28 protein-coding genes are annotated in these 23,023 nt (G+C 42.7%); 6 read left to right on the forward strand and 22 right to left on the reverse strand.

Going from position 1 to position 23,023, the window contains the following annotated elements; all coding sequences use genetic code 11:
* Positions 1 to 201: 201 nt before the first annotated feature.
* The 18 genes from RS130_RS02825 to priA all read right to left on the reverse strand — a co-directional run bounded on the left by RS130_RS02825 (position 202) and on the right by priA (position 15,705).
* The gene (locus RS130_RS02825) at positions 202 to 633 is read right to left on the reverse strand and encodes a 3TM-type holin (protein WP_316024702.1); all 432 of its coding nucleotides are present in this window, start codon (positions 631 to 633) and stop codon (positions 202 to 204) included.
* Positions 634 to 652: 19 nt separating this feature from the next.
* Entirely contained in the window at positions 653 to 1,819 is a 1,167-nt protein-coding gene (locus RS130_RS02830) for an N-acetylmuramidase domain-containing protein (protein ID WP_316024703.1), read from the reverse strand.
* 22 nt (positions 1,820 to 1,841) lie between these two features.
* Positions 1,842 to 2,030 carry an SH3 domain-containing protein gene (locus RS130_RS02835; RefSeq protein ID WP_316024704.1) on the reverse strand — a complete coding sequence of 63 codons (189 nt, stop codon included), beginning with the start codon at positions 2,028 to 2,030 and terminating at the stop codon, positions 1,842 to 1,844.
* A 314-nt stretch (positions 2,031 to 2,344) separates the two neighbouring features.
* A complete protein-coding gene (locus RS130_RS02840; RefSeq protein WP_316024705.1) occupies positions 2,345 to 4,054 on the reverse strand; it encodes a Na(+)/H(+) antiporter subunit D in 1,710 nt (569 codons plus the stop codon).
* On the reverse strand, positions 4,044 to 4,394 hold the full coding sequence (locus RS130_RS02845; RefSeq protein WP_316024706.1) for a hypothetical protein: 351 nt from the start codon (positions 4,392 to 4,394) through the stop codon (positions 4,044 to 4,046). Before RS130_RS02845 ends, RS130_RS02840 begins: the two co-directional genes overlap by 11 nt.
* A gap of 2 nt (positions 4,395 to 4,396) precedes the next feature.
* Positions 4,397 to 5,863 (reverse strand): monovalent cation/H+ antiporter subunit D family protein, encoded by a 1,467-nt coding sequence (locus tag RS130_RS02850; RefSeq protein WP_316024707.1) that lies wholly within the window; start codon positions 5,861 to 5,863, stop codon positions 4,397 to 4,399.
* Complete coding sequence (locus RS130_RS02855) at positions 5,860 to 7,110, reverse strand: monovalent cation/H+ antiporter subunit D family protein (protein WP_316024708.1); 1,251 nt, start codon at positions 7,108 to 7,110, stop codon at positions 5,860 to 5,862. Before RS130_RS02855 ends, RS130_RS02850 begins: the two co-directional genes overlap by 4 nt.
* Positions 7,111 to 7,139: 29 nt before the next feature.
* The gene (locus RS130_RS02860) at positions 7,140 to 7,355 is read right to left on the reverse strand and encodes a hypothetical protein (RefSeq protein WP_316024709.1); all 216 of its coding nucleotides are present in this window, start codon (positions 7,353 to 7,355) and stop codon (positions 7,140 to 7,142) included.
* 5 nt (positions 7,356 to 7,360) lie between these two features.
* On the reverse strand, positions 7,361 to 7,720 hold the full coding sequence (locus RS130_RS02865; protein WP_316024710.1) for a cation:proton antiporter subunit C: 360 nt from the start codon (positions 7,718 to 7,720) through the stop codon (positions 7,361 to 7,363).
* A complete protein-coding gene (locus tag RS130_RS02870) occupies positions 7,717 to 8,697 on the reverse strand; it encodes a DUF4040 domain-containing protein (protein WP_316024711.1) in 981 nt (326 codons plus the stop codon). The genes RS130_RS02865 and RS130_RS02870 overlap by 4 nt, the downstream gene beginning before the upstream one ends.
* Positions 8,694 to 9,035: a monovalent cation/H(+) antiporter subunit G gene (mnhG, locus tag RS130_RS02875; protein ID WP_316024712.1), complete on the reverse strand. Its 342-nt coding sequence runs from the start codon at positions 9,033 to 9,035 to the stop codon at positions 8,694 to 8,696. The genes RS130_RS02870 and mnhG overlap by 4 nt, the downstream gene beginning before the upstream one ends.
* A complete protein-coding gene (locus RS130_RS02880; protein ID WP_316024713.1) occupies positions 9,028 to 9,303 on the reverse strand; it encodes an MrpF/PhaF family protein in 276 nt (91 codons plus the stop codon). Before RS130_RS02880 ends, mnhG begins: the two co-directional genes overlap by 8 nt.
* Before the next feature lie 115 nt (positions 9,304 to 9,418).
* Positions 9,419 to 9,829, reverse strand: a complete 411-nt coding sequence (locus RS130_RS02885; RefSeq protein ID WP_316027957.1) for a Na+/H+ antiporter subunit E — start codon at positions 9,827 to 9,829, stop codon at positions 9,419 to 9,421.
* A complete protein-coding gene (locus RS130_RS02890) occupies positions 9,829 to 10,335 on the reverse strand; it encodes a Rap1a/Tai family immunity protein (protein WP_316024714.1) in 507 nt (168 codons plus the stop codon). Before RS130_RS02890 ends, RS130_RS02885 begins: the two co-directional genes overlap by 1 nt.
* A gap of 333 nt (positions 10,336 to 10,668) precedes the next feature.
* Positions 10,669 to 12,000 carry an ATP-dependent protease ATPase subunit HslU gene (hslU, locus tag RS130_RS02895; RefSeq protein ID WP_316024715.1) on the reverse strand — a complete coding sequence of 444 codons (1,332 nt, stop codon included), beginning with the start codon at positions 11,998 to 12,000 and terminating at the stop codon, positions 10,669 to 10,671.
* A gap of 68 nt (positions 12,001 to 12,068) precedes the next feature.
* On the reverse strand, positions 12,069 to 12,593 hold the full coding sequence (hslV, locus tag RS130_RS02900; RefSeq protein ID WP_316024716.1) for an ATP-dependent protease subunit HslV: 525 nt from the start codon (positions 12,591 to 12,593) through the stop codon (positions 12,069 to 12,071).
* A 298-nt stretch (positions 12,594 to 12,891) separates the two neighbouring features.
* Positions 12,892 to 13,422 carry an SPOR domain-containing protein gene (locus RS130_RS02905; RefSeq protein WP_316024717.1) on the reverse strand — a complete coding sequence of 177 codons (531 nt, stop codon included), beginning with the start codon at positions 13,420 to 13,422 and terminating at the stop codon, positions 12,892 to 12,894.
* 102 nt (positions 13,423 to 13,524) lie between these two features.
* Complete coding sequence (gene priA / locus RS130_RS02910; protein ID WP_316024718.1) at positions 13,525 to 15,705, reverse strand: primosomal protein N'; 2,181 nt, start codon at positions 15,703 to 15,705, stop codon at positions 13,525 to 13,527.
* Positions 15,706 to 15,892: 187 nt separating this feature from the next.
* Here priA and rpmE point away from each other — a divergent pair, with 187 nt between their 5' ends.
* A complete protein-coding gene (rpmE, locus tag RS130_RS02915) occupies positions 15,893 to 16,105 on the forward strand; it encodes a 50S ribosomal protein L31 (RefSeq protein WP_316024719.1) in 213 nt (70 codons plus the stop codon).
* Between the two features lie 155 nt (positions 16,106 to 16,260).
* On the opposite strand, the gene RS130_RS02920 is transcribed toward rpmE, so the two are convergent.
* From RS130_RS02920 to RS130_RS02935, 4 genes are all read right to left on the reverse strand, one after another.
* Positions 16,261 to 16,509, reverse strand: a complete 249-nt coding sequence (locus tag RS130_RS02920; RefSeq protein ID WP_316024720.1) for an acyl carrier protein — start codon at positions 16,507 to 16,509, stop codon at positions 16,261 to 16,263.
* Between the two features lie 7 nt (positions 16,510 to 16,516).
* A complete protein-coding gene (locus tag RS130_RS02925) occupies positions 16,517 to 16,780 on the reverse strand; it encodes a phosphopantetheine-binding protein (RefSeq protein ID WP_316024721.1) in 264 nt (87 codons plus the stop codon).
* Positions 16,781 to 16,953: 173 nt separating this feature from the next.
* The gene (locus RS130_RS02930) at positions 16,954 to 17,697 is read right to left on the reverse strand and encodes a beta-ketoacyl synthase chain length factor (RefSeq protein ID WP_316024722.1); all 744 of its coding nucleotides are present in this window, start codon (positions 17,695 to 17,697) and stop codon (positions 16,954 to 16,956) included.
* 33 nt (positions 17,698 to 17,730) lie between these two features.
* Positions 17,731 to 18,309 (reverse strand): 4'-phosphopantetheinyl transferase family protein, encoded by a 579-nt coding sequence (locus RS130_RS02935; protein WP_316024723.1) that lies wholly within the window; start codon positions 18,307 to 18,309, stop codon positions 17,731 to 17,733.
* A 300-nt stretch (positions 18,310 to 18,609) separates the two neighbouring features.
* Between RS130_RS02935 and RS130_RS02940 the strand changes: the two genes are divergently transcribed.
* The 5 genes from RS130_RS02940 to RS130_RS02960 all read left to right on the forward strand — a co-directional run bounded on the left by RS130_RS02940 (position 18,610) and on the right by RS130_RS02960 (position 23,021).
* Positions 18,610 to 20,628, forward strand: coding sequence for an oxidoreductase (locus RS130_RS02940; RefSeq protein ID WP_316024724.1), 2,019 nt, complete (start codon positions 18,610 to 18,612; stop codon positions 20,626 to 20,628).
* Positions 20,629 to 20,727: 99 nt separating this feature from the next.
* A complete protein-coding gene (locus RS130_RS02945) occupies positions 20,728 to 21,522 on the forward strand; it encodes a lysophospholipid acyltransferase family protein (protein ID WP_316024725.1) in 795 nt (264 codons plus the stop codon).
* A gap of 7 nt (positions 21,523 to 21,529) precedes the next feature.
* Positions 21,530 to 22,075 (forward strand): COG4648 family protein, encoded by a 546-nt coding sequence (locus tag RS130_RS02950; protein ID WP_316024726.1) that lies wholly within the window; start codon positions 21,530 to 21,532, stop codon positions 22,073 to 22,075.
* A gap of 25 nt (positions 22,076 to 22,100) precedes the next feature.
* Positions 22,101 to 22,640 carry an outer membrane lipoprotein carrier protein LolA gene (locus tag RS130_RS02955; RefSeq protein ID WP_316024727.1) on the forward strand — a complete coding sequence of 180 codons (540 nt, stop codon included), beginning with the start codon at positions 22,101 to 22,103 and terminating at the stop codon, positions 22,638 to 22,640.
* A 3-nt stretch (positions 22,641 to 22,643) separates the two neighbouring features.
* Positions 22,644 to 23,021, forward strand: coding sequence for a hypothetical protein (locus RS130_RS02960; protein ID WP_316024728.1), 378 nt, complete (start codon positions 22,644 to 22,646; stop codon positions 23,019 to 23,021).
* Positions 23,022 to 23,023 lie beyond the last annotated feature (2 nt).

Below are 23,023 nucleotides of genomic sequence, written 5' to 3' on the forward strand. Positions count from 1 at the left end.
TGAGGCAATAAAAGCGCGCATCATACGTAAGTGCCTAGCAAAAGTCGAGGTGAGTAGATGGTTTTTTATACTGCAGAGGTCAGGTATTGAGGATGAGCTATCCTGATATGGATTGCAACGCTGCCGATTATTGTTAAGCACTAAACCAAACGAGCCTCTGGCACGAGGCTGCCGGATAGCAATTATGTCGCAAGCTTAGCATTAGCCCTTAGCGATATTACTATTTTTGTCTTCAGCTGGGCGAGCTTGCAAATATTGCTGAGTAATTTTTTCCGCTGACCGACCAGCCACGTAGCCACCCAATCCAATTTTTAATAGCGTCCAAGCATCTTCAGATAGTCTAAAGGCCAATACACCAAAACTGTCGAGCACCACTAACGCTAAGAATGTCAGCATAGTGATAGGACGCCAGTTCCTCTGGATCCAAGATTGACCTGTGGCCTCAGCCGTAATAATGGCTGTTTTACTTTTAAGTAATTGGCTTTCGTAGTCCATCACTTTGGCTAATAACTCATTTTCTACCGACTTAATTTGCGCTTGTAACTGCAGTTTTTCTTCATCACTGGTGTGTAGCTCGTCCACCAATTTGACTGCGGGTTCAAATATGTTGCTAATGAGTGAAAATATATTCATGTGCCTCTCCTTAGATAAATTAGTTTGCTTGATTAGGCATGAGTTTTACTATTGCCTCATAATGTTTTTGAATTTTAGTTCCGTAAATTTGTTTTTGCCCCGAACCGTTGTACATACCAGCAAATTCGATGAAGGCTAAATTTTGTAAATAGTTGAGCATTTGGGGCGAAAAGAAGTCAAACAAGCCATTTATTTGCCCTTGAATATCGTCAGAAAAAGCGGCAAACATTTCTTGAACTGACTGAAAACCAATACGCTCAAAATGAAACCCCATGATTTGCGGTGCTCCCATGCTAATAGATAACATGGCGGCTTCTTCGTCGAGTTGGCGGGCAAATTCAAATACTTGCCATTCCTTATGTTGCTGCCCATGAAAGCTTTGCCATGCAAAATCTGGATCGCCTCTCCATTCGTGTCCAAGCCATACTTTGTCGTTGCGATAACGAAAATGTTCGCGATATTGTTGAGGATTATTTTTTCCCCAATAACGCCAAAACTTGTGATTTTCAAACCGAATGATCATTCGGTTTTGGTTGTTTTGTTCAAATCCTTTGCCAGAACTTTCAACACATAGAATAGCCAAAGAACAGGCAACCTCTAAGTTTTTCTCTTCAGATAAAGAACCTAAAAGGCCTCCCCACCTATTCCATACGGTAGCGACGCTGCGCTGTTCATTTGAGCCAGATATTGGCAGTATTGTTTTTGGCGTCAGACGAGATAATTTTTGGCCATGTTCTGCAATAGGAATAGGCAAATCTTCTGCGTCATCGGCAATGTTGATTCTTCCCGCGTTATCATCGCTATCTTTTGTAGCCGTTATTTTTTGCAAATATCGACTAGCAACATAGGCACGATTGCCATTAAATCGAATTTGACACCAGTCTTTCTGTTGACCTTCTACCCAAACTTGATTATCGATAGCCAATTGGCCGCATAACGCCGCTGTCGCGTTGGGCGTGGCTCGTACATTTAATAGCCGCACATTCACTTGCGCTAAGTAGCCACCGGACACGTAAACAAGATCAACATAACGGGCAAACACATAAGCGGTAACACGGTTAAACTCAATTTCTAGCCATTCATCTAGTATCGCAAGCGTTTTTATCGCCGCACCTCGATTTAGGGTGGCTAGATACTTGCCGTTACTTGAGGGAGTTGCCCGTACATTCAATCTAGCGGTGTTCACCGTTCCGGTTAGCCTAGATAAATCATTCACCGGTTGCAGAGTAGTTTGCCGACACAAAAGCGTAAGTATCTTGATAATTGATCTGTAGCCAATTGTCATAAGGACCGTTACCTTTAATGACCATGCCTTGTGACAATTGCCCTACAATATTTCCGCCGGTAGTAGGCATACTGCGTACATTTAATAACGAACTAGAAACGGCGGCTAACATAGATAAGAACTCATTTTTAAGGACCCAAATAATGTCGCAAACATGTCATCATTCCTTCGACTAATTTTGTTTAATGCTCAATATAGGTGGTACAGCTAATATATTCAAATCCATCGTTATACCAAACTAATTTGATCGATAATTACCAGAGTGCCTCCAGCGATTTTGCTCTAGGCGTCGGTATAACAAATGATTACCCACTTTAAATACCAAGAACCTAGGGCAAAATCCCTGGGGCATTCCTTCTAGTGATTCAAGCTATCTACTAAGGGCAGAGCGTGTATGTCTTACAGTTGCAATAAAAAACAATACGACTATAAATAATACAGTAAGACATAAACTGACAATAAGACAGCAATCCATAAAGCAGTCGTGCCTATAGGCCAAGAGCGGGCAAACATACCACGCTCCTTGCTGTCGGCCGTGTGAGGCTGACCTAGGTAACGAATAGCCATAAGATGCGAGAAGGCTTGTATGCGAATTCTTTGTTTACCAATGGCAGCGCCAATCGCACTAAACATTCTGTCGACAATCTTCAGTAACGAATAGCCAGCTCGTCGCCACAGCCAATCAATATCTAAACTAATGGTTAACGTACGTTTCATCAAAGGTAATAGCACAAAGAATGCTAAACCAGAAAATAGCAGCAGCTGTAGGTAGAATAGAACTTTGCCAATTTTATAGGGTACATAATCAACTGGGTAGGGCAGTAGTCCATAGAGAAGCTCCGGAAATACGCCCAACAAAATACACACCCCAGAAAATATCACCATGGCCAAGCTCATATTCCATGGCGCATCTTTAGGCCGCAAACCAGAATCTTTCTGAAAAAAGACAAACCACGGGAATTTTATTCCTGCATGCAAAAACACCCCAGCAGAAGCCGCAGTTAATGCCATATACACCCAAACCAATTCCATATCTACAGCCGCCTGAGAAATCATACTTTTAGTAGTAAAGCCAGAGGTAAGAGGGAAACTAGAAATGGCTAACGCGCCAATAATTCCACATACACAAGTCAGTGGCATAGTGCGGAATAACCCACCGAGTTCAATACATTTATTTTTGCCCGTACGATAAATTACCGCACCAGCACTCATAAACAGTAACGCTTTGTAAACAATATGGGCGAAGGCATGAGCGGTCGCGCCATTCAGCGCCATTTCCGTCCCTATTCCTACAGCCACGACCATGAATCCAACTTGATTCACCACAGAATAGGCAAGAATACGTCGCACATCGTTTTCTAATAAAGCAAATATAATTCCATACATCACCATAAACAGGCCTAAACCAATCAATGTAGACTCACCAGGAAATAATAAGATAAGTACTAACACAGCTGTTTTCGTAGTGAATGCCGACAAAAACACCGAACCCGTTGGCGTTGCTTCAGGGTATGCATCGGCAAGCCAAGACGATACTGGAGGGGCGGCGGCATTGATCAACACGCCTATTAGTATCATCCAAGTACTAAAGTCTGAGGCAAGCATAGGTTGTATTTCTATGGATCCGGTGTTGATCACCACACCGACAATGCCAATCTGCAGTATTACGCCGCCTAGTAAATGCATGATCCCATAGCGTATACCAGCGGCTCTTGCCCTTGCAGTTGCCCCACAAAACACCACTATGGTAGAAAATATTGCCATCAATTCCCAATAGATAAACATGGTAATGAGATCACCGGCAAAACAAACACCTATCGCCCCACCAGCATATGCATATGCCGCTGCAAGCTCATACCACTTAGCAACTCGAAACGAATAAATCCCGCCAACCAACACCATTATGGCAAACACAGTAGCGAATAAACGTCTAACAGGACTACCTTCGATAGGCTCAATGGTATAAGTTAGAAATTTGATGGCGCTTTGCACACCATCAGGGATCTGCCAAATGGCCCACAAGGTGATAATGGGCGCAAGCAATAAAAGCGAGGTTCTAGCGTGCCCCTTTAACAGTCCAATCAGTCCAGCTGCAATTAATAAGACTAATGCAGGTGGAAATAAATCAAACCCCATTATTAAACTCCTCTAGACTGTTACTTTGTTGTTTAGAGGTGCTTTCAGGCTCTGATTGCGGTTGAGTGGATTGTTGTGGCGATGCGCTGGGTTCATCGTAATAGTTTTCTGGGCGCTTTAAAACATAACCTAATAATTTGGCGATCAGGACCATCACTAGGCAACTAACAAAGCCGTAAATTGCACCAAAGCCAAACCAAGCATCAAAACCAAAATATCCTTTAACGTAGATGACTGTCTGAGCCAGTACCACAATAGTAAGGACAACAAATGTGCCAATCCATAACTTACGGATCGTTGCTGGCCGCACAAGCCAATGTAGTTCTGTACCATTAGTCATTTTTACCCTAGCCCCTTAATTACCTGGCTTTCCAGTTCAATTACCGGACCATTAAACAAGAAGAAACCAAGCGTTAACAATGCGGTCAAGCACAGCGCAATTACGGCTAAAAGCGGCGCTTCACCGTGCTCTTTTCCGCCTTCTTTTTCTCGCTCAAACCAAGCCATATACAAAATAGGCAAAAAGTAAGCGGCATTCAGAGCCGTGCTGCCGATGATAGTGAACACAACAACTAGGTTGTTCGCTTCAAATGCGCCAGCCAAAATATACCATTTAGAGACGAAGCCCGCGGTTGGCGGCACTCCAATCATACTCAGAGCCCCTATCGTAAATGCTGCCATTGTCCATGGCATTCGTCGTCCAATACCCCGCAATTGAGCAATTTCGGTTTTTTTAGAGGCTACGTAAATCGCCCCTGCGGCAAAGAACAACGTAATTTTGCCAAATGCGTGAGCCACCATATGTAACGAAGCGCCTAGCTCTGCCAACGGCTTAAACATGGCTGAGGCCATGACCACATATGAAAGTTGAGCGATGGTAGAATAAGCCAATAGGCGCTTAATGTTTGTTTGCTTTAAAGCCACCACACTCGCAGCTATGATGGTAAATGCAGCTGCATACAGTAACCATTGACTGCTCGATGCCTCGAACAAAAACTCGATACCAAAGACATAAATAATTACTTTTGTTATCGCAAATACACCGGCTTTAACGACCGCCACAGCGTGTAACAAAGCACTAACAGGAGTAGGTGCCACCATGGCAGAAGGCAACCATTTGTGCACCGGCATGACCGCCGCTTTTCCGATTCCAAATGCAAACAGCCCCAATAGCAATCCTATTTCTGGGTCATTCAATTTACCAGCCAGTATGCCACCACTAGTAAAATCGCCTGTACCTGCAATATTGTATGTCCAAATGATTGCCGGTAAAAAAAGACCAATTGATGTACTAATTAACACCCCTAGATAAATTCTTGCTGAACGCACTGTAGCGGCATCTCCCTTATGTGCGACCAATGGGTAAGTAGAGAGTGTTAATAATTCGTAAAACAAAAATAAAGTAAACAAGTTGCCCGCGAAAGCGATCCCCATAGTGGCCGAGAGCGCTAAGGCAAAACACGCGAAAAATCGAGTTTGATTTTTCTCTTTATTACCTCTCATGTAGCCAACAGAATAAATCGAATTAATAAGCCAAAGGCCAGATGCCAATGCTGCAAATAACATCCCTAAAGGTTCAACTGAAAAAGCAATGCTTAACCCCGGCATCACCTCACTAATCTCAACCGCCGGTCGCCCTCCATCCATAATGGTTGGTAACAACCCCCACACCACAAATATTAGAGCTATTGCTGTTATAGCAGTAGCAGTTTCGCGAATATTCGGCCCGATTCGCCCTGCAAGAGCAATGACCAATGCACCAATGATGGGTAAACCGATAGCCACTAAAATCGCAGTTTCTGGTGTCATAATATATTCCCCAGAAGCAAGGCTGCTGTGCTATCCGCCAACGCTAGTGGCAATTGTGGGAACAGTCCGAAGTAAATATTCATTAGCGCCACCACACCGGTAATAAACAATAACTGTATTGGCGCTTCGGATATTTTAGCTGCTTCAGCGTTGTCGACAGGCTCTTTAAAATATAGAGCTTCTACAATACGCCATACATACACCACTGCCATCAAAGAACTCACTAGAATAATGGCGACTAGCCACCAACCCCACTTTTCATTTTGCAATGCCGCATTAATCAATAACCATTTACTAATAAACCCAGCTGTACCCGGCACACCGACTAGGCTAAGACCACTTACAACAATAGTGGCGCAAGTCCAAGGCATTCGACTAGAAGCTCCGCCAAGTTGACTTAAACGCAGATCGCGGTAGTGGTAAGCTATGCAGGCAACCCCCAAAAACAAGCCTCCTTTGGCCAGTGCATGATTGAACAAATGCATGGTACTGGCACTGAGGCCAGCAATACTCACAAAGCTGACACCGAGTAAAATGTATCCGATTTGGGCAATAGAAGAAGAGGCAAGCAGCCGTTTCAGATGGCCTTCGAATATAGCCACCGCAGATGCAATCAATATCCCTAATATTGCCAACGGCATGGCAAACCACGCAAATTGCATGACATGATCAGTAAGATTGCCTTGAAATATCATGTAGTCGAAGCGAATAAGAACATACATCGCCACTTTAGTGGCGCATGCCGCCAGAAATACCGTCACCATATGTGGCGCATAGGCATAGGCATTGGGCACCCAAACGTGTAGAGGAAATACAGCCGCTTTGAGAGCTAAACCGATGGTAATAAAACCGGCGGCTATCAATATCGGGTTTATTTCAGTCACGTCACCAATTCTAGCTTGCATATCAGCGAGGTTAAGGGTGCCTGTCATCATATAAATCAAGCCAACACCAATGAGGTAAAAGGTCGCGCCTATCGTGCCCATCATTAAATATTTGAACACAGCGGGGAGCGCTCGACGATTGGGGCCGCCAGCAATCAGTATGTAGCTGGCTAAAGATGAAATTTCCATAAATACGAAGATATTAAACGCGTCAGCAGCAACCACTATGCCGACTAGACCAGATAGCGCTAACAACCAAGCCGAATAAAATAGCGGCTGCCGCGAATATTCAATCTGTTGGTCGATACTAGGTTTAGCTGCTAGCAAAGCCGCAGCACTGGCTCCGGTTACCACTAACAGCATAACCGCGCTAAAGGCGTCTACAGCGAGCGTTATTCCGAAAGGCGCTGGCCACCCCCCATGGCATATTCGATGACATGCCCATCTAACACAGCTAACGTAAGGGCAATTGCAATAGCAAAACTAACCAACGCGGTAGCAGTCGCCCCAGCCCAAGCTAAGCCCCGTGGTTGTAACATTACCATCAGCGGCGCCGATAACATGGGCACCACAACTTGTAGAGCAGGAAGGTGGGCTAATAAATCCATAGTGTTTAGTCAGCGTCCAAAATTTCGTTTTCTTCTATCGTGCCATAACATTCATTGATACGTACTACTAACGCTAAGCCCAATGCCAAAGTGGACACACCGACAACAATAGCTGTCAGGATTAATACTTGGGGCAAGGGATTAGAAAAAATTTGGTTTTCTACGCCGGCTTGTATAATTGGCGCGGTACCGCCTTCCACTTTGTCCATAGTGATATACATCAGAAACACCGCAGATTGAAAAATTGACAAGCCAATTAATTTTTTGATGAGGTTGGCTTTACTAATGACGGCAAACAACCCTACCGTCAAAATTATCGCAAACACCCAATAATTAAAATAACCTAATAATTCCAAAAACTTCATGAAAATCTCTCTCGGGAAGCGAACGTATGATAAATAGACAGCAATGCACCGCAAACAGCCATCCCCACCCCTGCCTCAATTAATAAAATACCTAGGTGTTGGCCAGCCACGGGATCCGCAGCCAGTACTGAATAGTCTAAGAAAGCGCCGCCCATTAGCATACACACCACGCCTACTCCGCCATACAGCAACGCCCCACCGACAACCATACCAAGTAATACAGCACGGGGAATAGCCCGTAGCGCAGCTGGACCACCTTCGAGCAAAGCGTAAAGAATCACGCCAGTGGCGATGATTGCACCGGCCTGAAATCCTCCACCTGGCCCGTACTCACCATGAAATTGCACATAAAGACCAAATAACACGATAAACGGAATGACCAGCCGGCCCACGACTTGTGGGATTAAATGATGTCGTAAACCACTTTTTTTCTCTATTACCTGAGAGGGCTTTCTGGCAGGGCTAACACCTAAGATAAATAAAACACCGATACAAGCAGCAAAAACAACAAACACCTCGCCCAGTGTGTCGTAGCCTCGAAAGCTCCCCAGAATTGCCGTCACTACATTAGGTATGTCGATATATTCGGGTGTTTTTTCTAGATACCAAGGCGCCACATGTTGATGTACTGGCGCTTCTGGATCGCCAAGTCGAGGTTTATCAAACGTAGCGTAAATGATTAACATGGCTAAAATACCGACCGCACTAAAAGCCACCCAACGGCCACCCTTACGGGGCTTTTCTCGATCATCGGTTAAAGATAAAGCACAAAGTAAAATAACCGTCGTCACTCCCGCCCCTACCGCAGCTTCTGTTAGTGCAACATCAGCCGCGTCTAAAATGAAAAAGTTGGCAGCCATAAGCAAACTGAATATTGATGTAAGCATTACGGCTACAAACAAATCTTTTGTACGCACAATAGCTATCGCCGTAATGACAAGTAACGTGAGTAGGAAAACAGCAAAGACAAAAATCATTTTGACGCCTCTTCATCAGGGTCATCACTAACAGCACCAGCGTCAGGCTTAATACCAGACAACAGAGCTGCATTTGCAAGTGCATAAGTAGCTGTAGGCCCAGTAAGTAGCAAAAACAATACGATTGCAAACAACTTCAAAGCAGCCAAGGTCAAGCCAGCCTGAAGCATTATGCCAACAAAAATCAAAATAGTTCCCATCGTATCGGTCAAGCTAGCGGCATGGATTCTTGTATAAAAATTCGGTAGGCGTAAGCCTCCGACGCCACCTATCAACACACAGGCTCCGCCTAGCACCAGTAGGATCCAACTGAGAATATCTAATACAAGATCAATCATCTTGAGCCTCCGATTTTCTCTTGGTGCGGTTTTGAAAATATTCTAATACAGCAAGTACACCCACCATATTGACCAATGCATAGGCTAATGCAAGATCAAGAAAATCAGGTCGGCCATAAAAAAATGCTAGCACAGATAATAACAATACAGTCTTGGTACCAAACACATTCACCGCCAGCACTCGGTCGTATACGCTTGGTCCCTTTAGAGCTCGTAACAAGGCTAAAACCATGGTTACCAAAATCGCAATAGACACGACTATGTACATATTTATTTTCGCTCCAAAGCTGCTGCTCGACGATTAGCCTCACCCTTTTGTAATTCTTGCGCGCTTTCAACGGTCAAGCAATGGATTAATAATTTACCATCGTGTACATCTAAAGTCACTGTGCCTGTAGTGACAAAGTGATAGAGTTCCCTAAAATCACCTGCCCCACATCGGTCTTAGTTGCGGCATCAATTTCTACTACAGTAGGGCTGATAGGCATGGAAGGTTTTAAAATAAGCTTAGCCACATCGATACTTGAAACAATGATCTCTCGTAACAACCACAGCCAATAACCAGGTAGACGAGGCATCAGCCTTAATAGAGCTTTATGATGCCTGAAAAAACCCATTCGATGAGCTAAGTATGTGCTAAGCAAACAAGAAAATGCGCCCAACCCAATCAGTAGCGGTTTATATAGTCCCGACCAAAGTAGCCAAGATACAGCTAGCACTAGCAATAAAAGTAAAATAGACGAAACTTTTGCTTTTCCATGCTGTGGATTTAGGCTCGTTTTAGGTATTTTCATTATTTGCAAGGGTAATTCTTTATCAGTGATTTATAGACAGCATCCATAGCCGGTTTACTTTTTTCTTCTGTACTTAAGCTCGTCGCTATATCGGCAGCAACAACCTTAACCACATTCTTTAAAGGTAAGGGATCGCCTAAACAAAAACCGGCTAATTTTGCAGCTCGGGAAAGTTCAATACGGCCTAGCATACGAGTACGCATCGCTCGCTCAGCGTACGATTCGTTTCCAGGCGCGTTATTTTCAGCGTTTAACATAACTCGGGCATCGGTGGCGATAGCACCATCAATAAAGCCTTGTATATAACGGACACAAAACTGACCATCGGCACCCCTAGGGTCGGATTTAAGGATTGCACAATGAGAGGCTAATTCCTGTGCTGAGAGCACTTCAAATGAATTAGCAGTGGGAACTAAGGCTAGTTGCAAGGTCAATACCGCTACAGCCAATTTAGAGTAAATTTTTACAGTATTACGCATGCTTGAATGTGTATTTGTTAGTGACATTTAAGGAAGCTCTTTACAAAAATTTAACAATCATTATGGACTATTTATTAGCCTGTGCAAGCATAAGCGAATGAAAATAATACATTAATTTAGGAATCGGTTGATTAAAAAATAATCAGCTCGCTTTCCCTAATAGGTAAAACTTAAACCCATTATGGTTAAGACACAAGGGACGATAGAAAAGAATTTGTAAGTCACACCAATCCATTTTGGACAAATACCGGCGAGTGATGTGATTCTGAGGGGGTTAACATCACGATATTAAATGACATACAAAAATGCCGCTTCAAATAAGCGGCATTTTTAAGTTTCCAAATTGAAAACAGCGAACAGTTATAGAATAAATCTACTTAAATCTTCATCTTCAACTAGTGCATCTAGGTGTGAGTTCACATAGTCGGCATTTATCGATATAGACTCACCACTTTTTTCTGACGCATCATAAGAAATATCTTCCATCAATTTCTCCATCACAGTATGTAAACGCCTTGCTCCGATGTTTTCGGTGCGTTCATTTACCTGCCACGCGGCATTAGCAATACGTTCAATACCATCTTCAGTAAATTCTACGTTAACCCCTTCGGTTTTTAGAAGCGCTACATATTGTTCGGTTAACGAGGCATTAGGCTCGGTCAATATACGCACAAAGTCATGGGCAGTTAATGCTTCTAACTCGACACGAATAGGCAATCGACCTTGTAACTCAGGGATTAAATCAGACGGCTTACTCATCTGAAATGCGCCAGAAGCAATAAACAAGATATGATCCGTTTTTACCATGCCGTGTTTCGTCGATACGGTAGAACCTTCAACCAAAGGCAGCAAATCTCTTTGCACACCCTCACGAGAAACATCACCGCCACTGCTGTTGCCTTCTCGCTTACAGATTTTGTCGATCTCATCAATGAATACTATGCCATTTTGCTCTAACGATTCTATAGCTGTGGCTTTTAAGTCTTCTTGATTAACCAACTTGCTTGCTTCTTCATCTATTAATAGCTTTAGGGCTTCTTTAACCTTAAGTTTTTTCTTTTTCTTCTCTTTACCAGATAAGTTTTGAAACATCCCTTGTAGTTGATTGGTCATTTCTTCCATGCCAGAGGGAGCCATGATCTCGACGCCAACCTGAGGAGCCGCCACATCAAGCTCAATTTCTTTGTCGTCTAACTGACCTTCACGTAATTTCTTGCGAAATACTTGCCGAGTACCGCTATCTTGAGCTTGTTCTTTTTCGCCAAAAGCGTTTTCTGGCGGGGGCAACAACGCATCTAAAATGCGCTCTTCAGCCGCTTCTTCTGCTCTAAATTTAACTTTGCTGGTAGCTTGCTCTTTCGTCATTTTGACAGCGATGTCAGCTAAATCACGTATAATAGTTTCGACTTCTTTACCAACATACCCCACTTCAGTAAATTTTGTTGCTTCTACCTTTATAAACGGAGCGTTGGCTAATTTAGCTAAACGACGGGCTATTTCAGTTTTACCTACCCCTGTTGGGCCTATCATTAAAATATTCTTAGGTGTTACTTCTTGACGTAAGTCTGCTTCAAGCTGCATTCGACGCCAACGATTTCTTAAAGCAATAGACACCGCTCGTTTTGCATCTTGTTGACCAATAATGTGGCCGTCTAGTTCGTGTACAATTTCTCTTGGGGTCATTTCTGACATAATTAAAACCTTTTCTTTTGACAGTAAAACAACGTATTCAACACGTCGCCTGACTTAAATATGAGTACTTAATAATCGATTGTTTCGATCGTTTGACTGTGGTTAGTGAAGACGCATATATCACCCGCAATGGTCAAACTTTTCTGGGCAATTTCTTTGGCCGACAGTTCGGTATTGTCTAACAAGGCCATAGCGGCCGATTGAGCAAAATTACCGCCAGAGCCAATAGCGATTAAGTCATTTTCTGGCTGCACAACATCACCATTACCGGTAATGATAAAAGAGGCGGTTTCATCGGCAACTGCTAACAATGCTTCAAGCTTGCGCAACATACGGTCGGTACGCCAGTCTTTCGCCATCTCTACCGCAGCTCGGGTTAAGTTACCTTGATGAATTTCTAACTTAGATTCAAATCTTTCAAACAGAGTGAAGGCATCTGCGGTACCACCAGCAAACCCCGCTAAAACTTTGTTGTTGTATAAACGGCGTACCTTCTTGGCATTGCCTTTCATTACAGTATTGCCCAATGACACTTGGCCATCACCCGCTATTACCACTTGATTATTTCGACGTACAGATACGATAGTAGTCACTAAAATTCCTTAAAAAATTTCGAGACAAATATATTGTCAGTTGGGCGCTAGCCATTAATTAAACAAACTAAAGTGCGCGTTATGAGCTAGATGTGGGGAGAGATGCCGGCTTTTCAAGGTAAAATGACAATATGGAGGTAAGATTTGTCTTTTTGCAACACGTTTAGAGGCTGTCAACGAAATGCATAAACAGCCATAGTATTTAACCAACCCCTATTAATAAATTGACACGTAGGGCGAGTCTAGGTGGGTTTAAGTAAGGCCCAGAACAACGCTATTAATTATCCACTGAAGAAGATTACAAGTTCCAGTTCCAAATTTTACAACCAATGATTTTGGCGCGTTGTAAAGTATGACGGTCTTTTTCGGCTAAACGTTTATTTTCGTATGGACCTAATATGACGCGATACCAGCGACCAGATTTGGTTTTTACTTGGGCCTCTAAACCTTGGAATGCAATTCTCGCTCTGAGCTCTTCTGCTTGTGACTTTTTGCGGAATGAACCACATTGCATTAACCGCAATATAATTGGGTCATCTTGTTGTTTGTTTTCAATTTCAACTGTGTATTCGGGTAAACTCTTAATAAACTCCCACTCTTCTTCAGGGATCTCTGGCAAGTCATCTTCCGACTTTTGTTTTTTAGTCGTTTCTGCAACCAAGGCCTTTTGCTGCGCTGGCGCATTTTCTTTAAGACTCCACAGGAAATAGGCAAAGCCTGCAACCAAAGCCAAGATAATAATCATACTGAATATCGGAAATTTTGATTTTGCCGGTACAGGGGCTTGTTTATTGTTTTGCCCTCGGGCTACATAATCTTTTTGGGGCATGAAAAAAGTATTCCAATGTATTGCTAACTATCTAAGGCACCCAATCTTACCTTGACTATATGTTGAGTAAATAGATATTTGCATTTACTCATTAAAATTAACTCAACTGAAATCTTGTGGATCAATATCTAAAGACCAGCGTACTTTATTTGCCAAATATAAGGTCTCAATTTGATTTAGTTGCTGTCCAAGTGCCCGTTGCAAACTGCTACGCTGATTACTCTGCAATAGCAATTGCATACGATATTGTCCTTGCCTTTTTTCCATTAAAGCGGGAATGGGTCCAATACAAGATACACCTTGGCGCTTGATTAAAGAGCTGCGCCACATTTTGCAAAAAGAGTGGGCGTCTTGGGCACTTAATGCTTGTGCCTTAAACAATGCTTGATAAGTAAATGGCGGTAAATTCCCATGTTGCCTTTCTAACAGCGCATATTTGGCAAAATGGGCATAGCCATTGTTAATTAAGTCTTGCAGCAAAGGATGCCCCGGATCATGGGTTTGCAACCACATTTCTCCGGGCTTTTCGGCCCGCCCCGCTCTACCCGCTAGCTGGGTAATCAATTGCGCCAAATTTTCAGCGGCACGATAATCAGCACTAAATAACGCGCCATCAACGTCCATAATCAGCACCATGGTAACATTCGGAAAATGATGCCCTTTAGACAATATCTGCGTGCCAATCAATATTTGATGTTCATTATTATTGATACTACTAAGCATCTTATCTAGTTTACTTTTACCTCTAGCACTGTCGCTATCAATTCGAATATTGCTGAACTCAGGAAAATACGCTGTTAACCCTTGCTCCAACTGTTCAGTCCCTACCCCCATTGCGGTCAGTTCAGTAGAATGACATTGCTGACAACTGCTTGGAATACTTTTGGCATTGCCACAATGATGACACTGCAATTTGTATAACTGATTATGTAACGTAAATGGCTTATCACAGCGGGTACATTGTTCAACAAAACCACATTGATGACATACCAGTGCAGGTGCATAACCCCGACGGTTGATAAACAACATCACTTGCGATCCTTGCTGCAGGTGTTGCTTCATCCTGTCTAACATTCCTTGGGCAATACCAAACTTAAGAGGCTGCTGGCGAATATCAAACACTTGTTGGCTTGCCACTGACGCATTCCCTGCTCGTTGATGTAACGTCAAGTGATGGTACTTACCAGTTAAGGCGTTATTCAGTGTTTCTAGCGCCGGCGTAGCCGAACCCAAAATAAGGGGTACTTGCTCTGCATGCGCCCTAACCACAGCTAAATCTCTGGCGTGATAACGTAAGCCATCTTGTTGTTTATAAGAAGCATCATGCTCTTCATCGACAATCAGTAGACCAGGGTTGAGCATGGGCGTAAAAATTGCGGAACGTGTGCCAATGACTATACCTAGTTGGCCTTTAGCACTTTTTTGCCAAACAAGTAGGCGTTCATTATTTGTCAAACCAGAATGCAGTACGCCCACATCAATACCAAATCTATACCTAAACCTGTGCACTGTTTGAGGGGTCAACCCAATTTCTGGGACCAAGATGAGTACTTGCTTACCTTGTTGTAGTATCGGCTCTATGGCCTGTAAATACACTTCCGTTTTACCGCTGCCGGTAATGCCATCGAGTAAAAAGCAAGCATACTCGCTTAACTTAGCCTCAATACTACTAATCGCCAGCGCTTGTTCAACGTTGGCATTTGGCTTGTCTTGAATAATTAAAGACTGTTGCCAAGTCGAAATGCTAGAAGGCTGCTTTTCAAGCACTTCAATGATACCTTTGTCGATCAGGGCTTTACTTGCGGCCGCACCAAATTGCTCTTTTACTTTTGCTTTAAGACAGTCACCTGCGAGTAACTCACTCAATAGAGCTTGCTGTTTGGGTGCACGGGATAAACTGGTTAACTCAGTCTTTTTGCCTAGCGCTGTCGCTGAATAAAACTCAATGGGCTTCGGTAAACTGGATTCACCTTTACGTAATGCCACTGGCATTGCACTTTGTACGACATCACCAATAGGGTGTTTATAGTACTGGGCTAACCATGTGCAGAGTTTACGTTGGGTTTCATCAAATATAGGCTCATCATCAATAATGTCTTGGATAGCTTTGAGTTTGCCTACTTCCCAAGCCGACTCTTGTCCTATCTCCCATACCACGCCAATTAATTTACGGGGGCCAAACGACACCCGCACCCGCGCCCCTATTTTAGGCATAACGTCTACTGCTAAGTAATCAAATAGCTGTCTTTTAGGAATGGGAAGTGCGATGCGAAGTATTGACATTAAGTACAACTAAACCTGTAAAAATAAGAAAATGGCGATAAAAACAACAAAATCCTTGATCGCGTCAGCCCCTTACATTAATATGCGCGCCACTTTGCGGCAAGCCACAAAGCTTTTTAATTTAATTATCGTATGGTGTTCAACTTCGGGTTGAATAGCGATGCGGCCTGACGAAATAAGGTAACCCATGAAACAAGATATCCATCCTGATTATCAAGAAATGACTGCAAACTGTTCTTGCGGAAATGTAATCAAAGTACGTTCTACTTTGAAAAAAGACATTAACCTAGACGTATGTTCTTCTTGCCATCCTTTTTACACTGGTAAGCAACGTAACGTAGACACTGGTGGTCGTGTTGATAAATTTAACAAACGTTTTGCTGGTCTTTCTAAGAAGTAATTCGATTTGTAGTCTGTTATGCACCTATAAGTGCTTATTCAGTCTAAAGCCGTTCGCATAAAGTGAGCGGCTTTTTTGTTTGTAATAAGCAAAAAAACAGGAAACGCTAATCTATTCCCTGATTATAGCATTACCCTTTTATTGCCAGCACCACTCTAGTCGCTTTGCATCATATCTTCTAGAGCGTCGGTTAAGTCTTTAATAGTACGAACTTGTTTAAAGTTTTCAGGCTGAATAACTTTACCTGTTTCTGTTCTTAGTCTCACTACCAAATCAACCACATCGATACTGTCTATGTCTAAATCTTCATAGATATTTGCATCAGGTACTATTGCAGCTTCATCAGTTTCAAACTCTTCCACTAAGATGGTTTTCACCATTTTCAATATTTGTTCTGAATTCATTTGCTTTCTATCCTGCCGCTCTGGCTGCTAATACAAAATCATGCAGACTTTTTACCGAATAAAAGTACTTTTTACTTTCATCAGTATTACCGTCTATTTTAACGTTATATGCTTTTTTAATCGCCACCCCTAATTCTAGGGCATCGATAGAATCTAATCCTAGACCATCAACAAATAACGGGGCTTCATCTTCGATATCTTCTGGGGTGACATCTTCTAAATCCAGTGCATCAATGATTAGGGTTTTAATCTCTAGAATAAGAGCGCTCATAAAACTTCCTTTTTATTATTAGTGTTAAAGGGCGTAAAAAGTGATTGGCTTAACCGAAATACAGTATATCACCCACTCGCCCTCTGATATGTCGCTAATGATACCAATCAATGCACTATTAGCAACTAATGCTAACAGCAAAAATAGACTGCTCAGACCAAAACTACGGAAAATTAAGTCTTAGTAAGACGCCATAGCTGCTGATTGATCTGTGTGGTCCAACTGTTTGTACTTGAATAATAAAATGACAAAAAATCTAACGCTTGGTTTTCAGAGACTTTACCGTCTGTCGTACCATCACAGCCCATTATCATTTGTTCGCCTTCATTATTAGGCGCTTCAAGCAACAATCCTACTCCCACTGTTTTCTCAGCCCCAACATAAGAGGCATAGCAATCTGGTACCACCCAATCCGCAAATACGTACAGTATTTTATCCAATTGATTGGCATGTAATTTAGCGACTGCATCCACCAAGCCCACCATAAAACTCGTTTCACCTGCTGCCACAGCAGAAATTGGTGCATGATTTTTAGTATAAATACTATACAAACCTGATACTGCATTGTGTACCGACAGACCAAATTGAGTTGGTGATAAATCTTCTTTCTGGGCGACGTTTTCAATTAAACCAGTGGTGCGATTTAGATCTCCATGACGAGAAGAAAACACACAAGGCAAATCCCCTTGCTGATGCTCGGTTGCTTCAAGGGCACAATGCAAATTGACTTTAGCAAAAGGGCTGAGTCTACGCCTTTGCATAGGCGGAACCGATTTTAAAGCAGGTAGCGCACTTTCATCTAAAAACGGCCGTTCGCCTGCTGCCCAAGATCGCCATTCAACGTCAGTTTCAACGCCCGGCGCCCAAGCGACACATTTAGCAATTTGAAACGTTAACCCGCTACTTTTTTCACTCAAAATATTGTTCATCCATTTATTAAACTACATTATTCACAACGGTCGACATTTGCTTTCAATCCCCTCGCCGATACCTTGTACTTTACCATTAAACCGTGTCTGACTGAGCACCGTTAAGCTATAGTCATTTTGCCCTAAGGTTTGATAATGGTACTGATACCCCTTTACTTTTACATTGCCATCAATCAAACATTGAGACAAGTCCACTTGCGACAATTCAATCGTTGGAATACGCACAGCTTTAAAATAGGCTTCTTTCGCTGTCCACAAACGATAAAATACTGCACTTTGCTCCGCACTGGATTGCAAAATTCCTCGCTCTTTCGCTGTCATGAACATCGTGGCCAACGCTGCAAAATCTCGTTGCTTATGTTGTTCAACATCCACTCCCAAATGACATTCCTTGTCAGAGACAACCACCGCAACAATATGTTGGCTATGACTGATAGATACATAAAAACACTTTTTGTCATTTGCTAGCAGCCAGTTCTGGTAATCGACTAATTGATAGTCATGCTCTAGGGGAATAGCAAACCTTGCCTGTAAACAGTACTTAATTAGATACCGAGCCAAACCGAACTGCCGTTTTTTAGCTTTACTTTTAAAAGCCATGGTAGCGCTGCTTGTCTAACGAGTTCAAGCGCGAGAATATTTCTTCATCTGTTACCCAGATATCGCGAAGATCCGCGCTATACAAATGAAATTCGTCAGTTAGCTCGTTTATCACAATTTAGTGTATCCACTCAGTGTTACCTCAAATAGCGGCTAATAGTAATAACTACCGAGGGATAATGCATTAACTTATCAATCAAACTTAACGTTTACAAAAGTGAATTATGCACACTGCAAATGAAGCAACTTATAAAATCCATGTTAAACTAGGCGCCTGTTATTCTCGTCCTTAGATCCAATATGTCTTATCCCAAAATGCTGTCACCGCTAAGTTTAGGTTTCACTACACTAAGCAATAGAATCATTATGGGTTCAATGCATACTAATTTAGAAGAGCAGCCAGAAGGTTTTCAGCGTTTAGCTCAGTTTTACGCAGAAAGAGCAGCAGGTGGTGTGGGGTTGATTATCACCGGCGGCGTGTCACCCAATGAAACAGGTGTGCTTGCTTCAAATCGCGCCATCCTAAAAACCGAACAAGATATCCCACCACATCAATTAGTCACCCAAGCGGTTCATCAATACCCAACTAAAATTTGTTTGCAGATTTTACATGCAGGTCGTTACGGTTATCATAGTCAGTTGGTTGCTCCTAGCGCCATCCAAGCCCCCATTGTCCCTTTCGTGCCACACCCATTAACCGATGAAGAAATTGAACAACAAATTACCGACTTTGTTAATTGCGCCAAATTAGCCAAACAGGCTGGCTACGATGGCATAGAAATCATGGGCTCAGAAGGGTACTTGATCAATCAGTTTACCAGTACTCGCACTAATAGCCGCACTGATAAATGGGGCGGCAGCTTCGAAAATCGAAGTCGTTTTCCACTGGAAATAGTACGTCGTATTCGAGCCAGTTTAGGTATGGATTTTATCATCATTTACCGCTTATCTATGATTGAGCTGGTCACCAACGGCAATAATATTGAAGAAGTCATTGCCTTGGCTAAGGCGCTTGAAACAGCAGGGGTAAATATCATTAATAGTGGTATAGGTTGGCATGAAGCCAGAATCCCTACTATTGCCAGTAGTGTGCCTAGAGCGGCTTTCACCGAGGTCACCGCGAGCGTTAGAAAACATGTAACGGTACCCGTTGTTGCGTGCAACCGAATTAACACACCTGCCGTAGCAGAAAGCATTTTACAAAATGGTGACGCTGATTTGGTCTCCATGGCTAGGCCACTGTTAGCAGACAGCCATTTTGTAAACAAGGCGCAAGCCAATGCAGCCGACACCATCAATACTTGCATTGCTTGCAATCAAGCCTGCCTTGACCATATTTTTGAAGGCAAGATCGCCAGTTGCTTAGTTAACCCTCGCGCCGCATTTGAAACCATTTTGCACTTTAGGCCAACGAGTACACCTAAGAATATCGCAGTTGTCGGTGCTGGTCCCGCCGGTGCTATGTTTGCAATTTATGCCGCACAAAGAGGCCACCACGTGACCTTGTTTGAACAATCTGCAAATATCGGTGGCCAGCTAGCGTTGGCGGCAAAGGTGCCCGGAAAATCTGAATTTAATGAATTTATTCGCTATTTGAATGTCACTATTAAACGCTCTTCAGTTGAGCTTGAATTGAGTTGTGCACCGAGTAACATTCAACTCAACCATTTTGATGAAGTAGTGATTGCCACTGGTACCCAACCTAAGGCATTGGATATTCCTAGTACATCTGAACTCCCAGTATTTAATTATATTGATGTGCTACAAGACAAAGTCGATACCGGTGAAAAAGTCGCAATTATTGGCACCGGAGGCATCGCCTTTGACGTTGTCGCTAAATTAACTAGTACGGACACTGAGCACCTCCCCTTAGCCGAGCAAAGTAAGAAATTCGCTGAACATTGGGGAATTGATCTAAGCAACAAACATGAAGGCGGCTTGACCTTAACAGATACTGACTCAAGCCAAGAATCAACCATTACCATGTTACAACGTTCAGTACGAAAACCTGGAGCGGGACTAGGACAAACCACGGTTTGGATCCATAGAGAAGAACTCAAGCGACAGAAAATTAAAACGATATCAAAAGCCAATTATCAAAAAATTAGCGCACAAGGCTTACACATAGAAAACCGAGGAAAACACCTTATTTTAGGAGTGGACTCAATAGTGGTGTGTGCTGGGCAAGAAAGTAATCCGAGTGTTAACTTGCAACATTTGACTGTACCCTACCACCATATTGGTGGCGCCAAGCAAGTGAAAAAACTAGATGCGATGTTAGCTATTCAGCAAGCTGCTGACCTAGCTTCAAGAATATAAAAATTTTGTGTATGCTGCTTATGCGCGTATCAGGTTCTTAACTTAAATGTACTTGAAACCACAATCCAAGAACACCAACACCAACACCGAGCACAGAGTATGAAATATCTAGATCGAACTTGGCGCTTGTTTGCAACGGGATTTTGCTTTGCCATGTTTGGTATAGGTGGGATAATTATTGCTGCAACTTGGCTGCCGTTTTATGGCCTTATATATAAGAACAATGAGGCACAACGTAAGAAATCTTGCCGTTATGCTGTGCACTTGACGTTCAAGAGCTTTGTTTGGCTGATGTACGCAGTGGGAGTGTGTAAATTCGACACTAAGGGTTTAGATAAACTCAAGAATCTGCAAGGTAAAATTTTAATTGCCAATCACCCGTCACTGATTGACGTGGTTGTACTCATTTCCATAGTGCGAAATGCTGACTGCATCGTAAAGCAAAACTTATTAGAAAACGTATTTACCCGTGGCGTCATTCGAAATACTGGCTATATCAGTAATGCCGATCCAGAGGAACTAATTAAAGACTGTGAAAAATCTTTACAACAAGGTAGCACACTCATTATCTTCCCAGAAGGCACCAGAACCAAGCCTGGCACAGCCCTTAATTTCAGACGAGGCGCGGCAAACATAGCGTTACGTTGCGCGACCAATTTTCAACGAGTGTTAATTGAAGTCACGCCACCAGCCCTGACCAAAGGTTGGCCTTGGTACAAAGTTCCTAAACGTAAAATACACATGAAATTGGTCGCATTGGATGAAGTAGAGATTAGCCCTTACGATACAGGCACAGCAAGCAAATCAGTGCGCCAATTAACCCGTGATATAGAAGGGCTATTCCAAGCTGACACGGCTAACTTTTCATCTATTTACCGCAATTCGAATAGTTGAGCTAGCCTTGCCGATTTTATTAACTGCGCTCACACTATTATATCCAATATTGGCCTATTTAGGCTTGCAGTATACCAGCCCAAGTGTGGTTGCTGGGGTCTTAATGGGCTTATTAGTTTTACGCTTTGCTGTTTATAAATCCAAGGCTAAGCAAGAGAAGCATGTAAAGTTGATGTTTCTAGCTGTACTCATCTTACTTACCTTTTCTTTGTTTACAGATTCACAATTCGGCATACGTTTTTATCCGGTTGCCGTGAGTCTGATATTTTTATGCTTATTTGCTTACTCGCTGATATTTCCCCCTACCGTGATAGAACGCCTCGCTCGCTTAACTAACAACGACTTTTCGCCGGCGGGAGTAAAATATGCACGCAAAGTCACTATAGCTTGGTGTCTATTCTTCGTGTTAAATGGCAGTATCTCTTTTTACACTTGCATGTATAGCGACATGCAAACTTGGACGCTATATAATGGCGTGATTTCGTACGTGTTAATGGGAATATTAGGCGCCGCTGAATGGCTAATAAGACAGACCGTCAAACACAAACATTAAACTAGGCTCGTTGAAAGGAAGAATAATGCAGCGGTTTGTAGCTTTTTTATTAATATTGTTATTTCCTACCTTTACCGCTTTAAGCATTGAATTGTCTTGGTTAACCGCAAACAATCAAAGTGGCCGTTTTGTTCAAGAAAAACACATAAAAGCCTTAAGCAGACCTTTCGTTACCAAAGGTCAATATCACTACTCCCAAGACTCAGGCTTACGCTGGCATACCTTACAACCAGTCGATAATCAGCTGTTGATCAACAAACAAGGTGTGTCTGAAATTGAAAGCGATGGTAGCACCAAGTTGATCACCTCTGATGTCAGTTTTAGTCAGTTGTTACTGTCTATTTTTAGTGCCGATAAAACCTTATTGACCCAGCAATTCACGATGCAAGAGACCCCTTCCGGATTATCCCTGTCGCCGTTGAATCCTAAGATCCAAAGCATAATCAAGCAGATCAATTTAACAGTTGTAGCAAAGGAGTTACAACAAATAGAGTTAGATGAAGTGAGCGGCAATTTAACTGTTATCTCGCTCACTCCTAGCCCCATTCCCCCTGTGGTTGATTAGTTAATGCCGTGGTTAAAAAATAGCAGTTTGCACATTTTAGTCCCGTGGTTTTTACTAACCTGCGGTATGTTTGCCACATTAGGCTACAAAGTGATTCAGCAAGATATTGCTTTTGATGCCAATATCATGAATGTATTGAACTTAGGTGAAGATATTGATGATTTAACTAAAGCCGCTGCAGCGCCTTTCGAAACAAAAGCCTTACTATTAGTTCAACACCCTAACCCACACACCACTCGGTTAAGCTTAAGCAAAATTCGCCAACAGCTATTAACCCAAGATATCGTCATTACCGCAACGACGGATCCTAGTCAGAGCTTTGATATTCAACGCTTGACTACTGCTTACGCACACTATCCCCTGGCTTTTTTGAGTCACTAAGG

This window comes from Paraglaciecola aquimarina (assembly GCF_032464635.1).
Taxonomy (GTDB): Bacteria; Pseudomonadota; Gammaproteobacteria; order Enterobacterales; family Alteromonadaceae; genus Paraglaciecola; species Paraglaciecola aquimarina.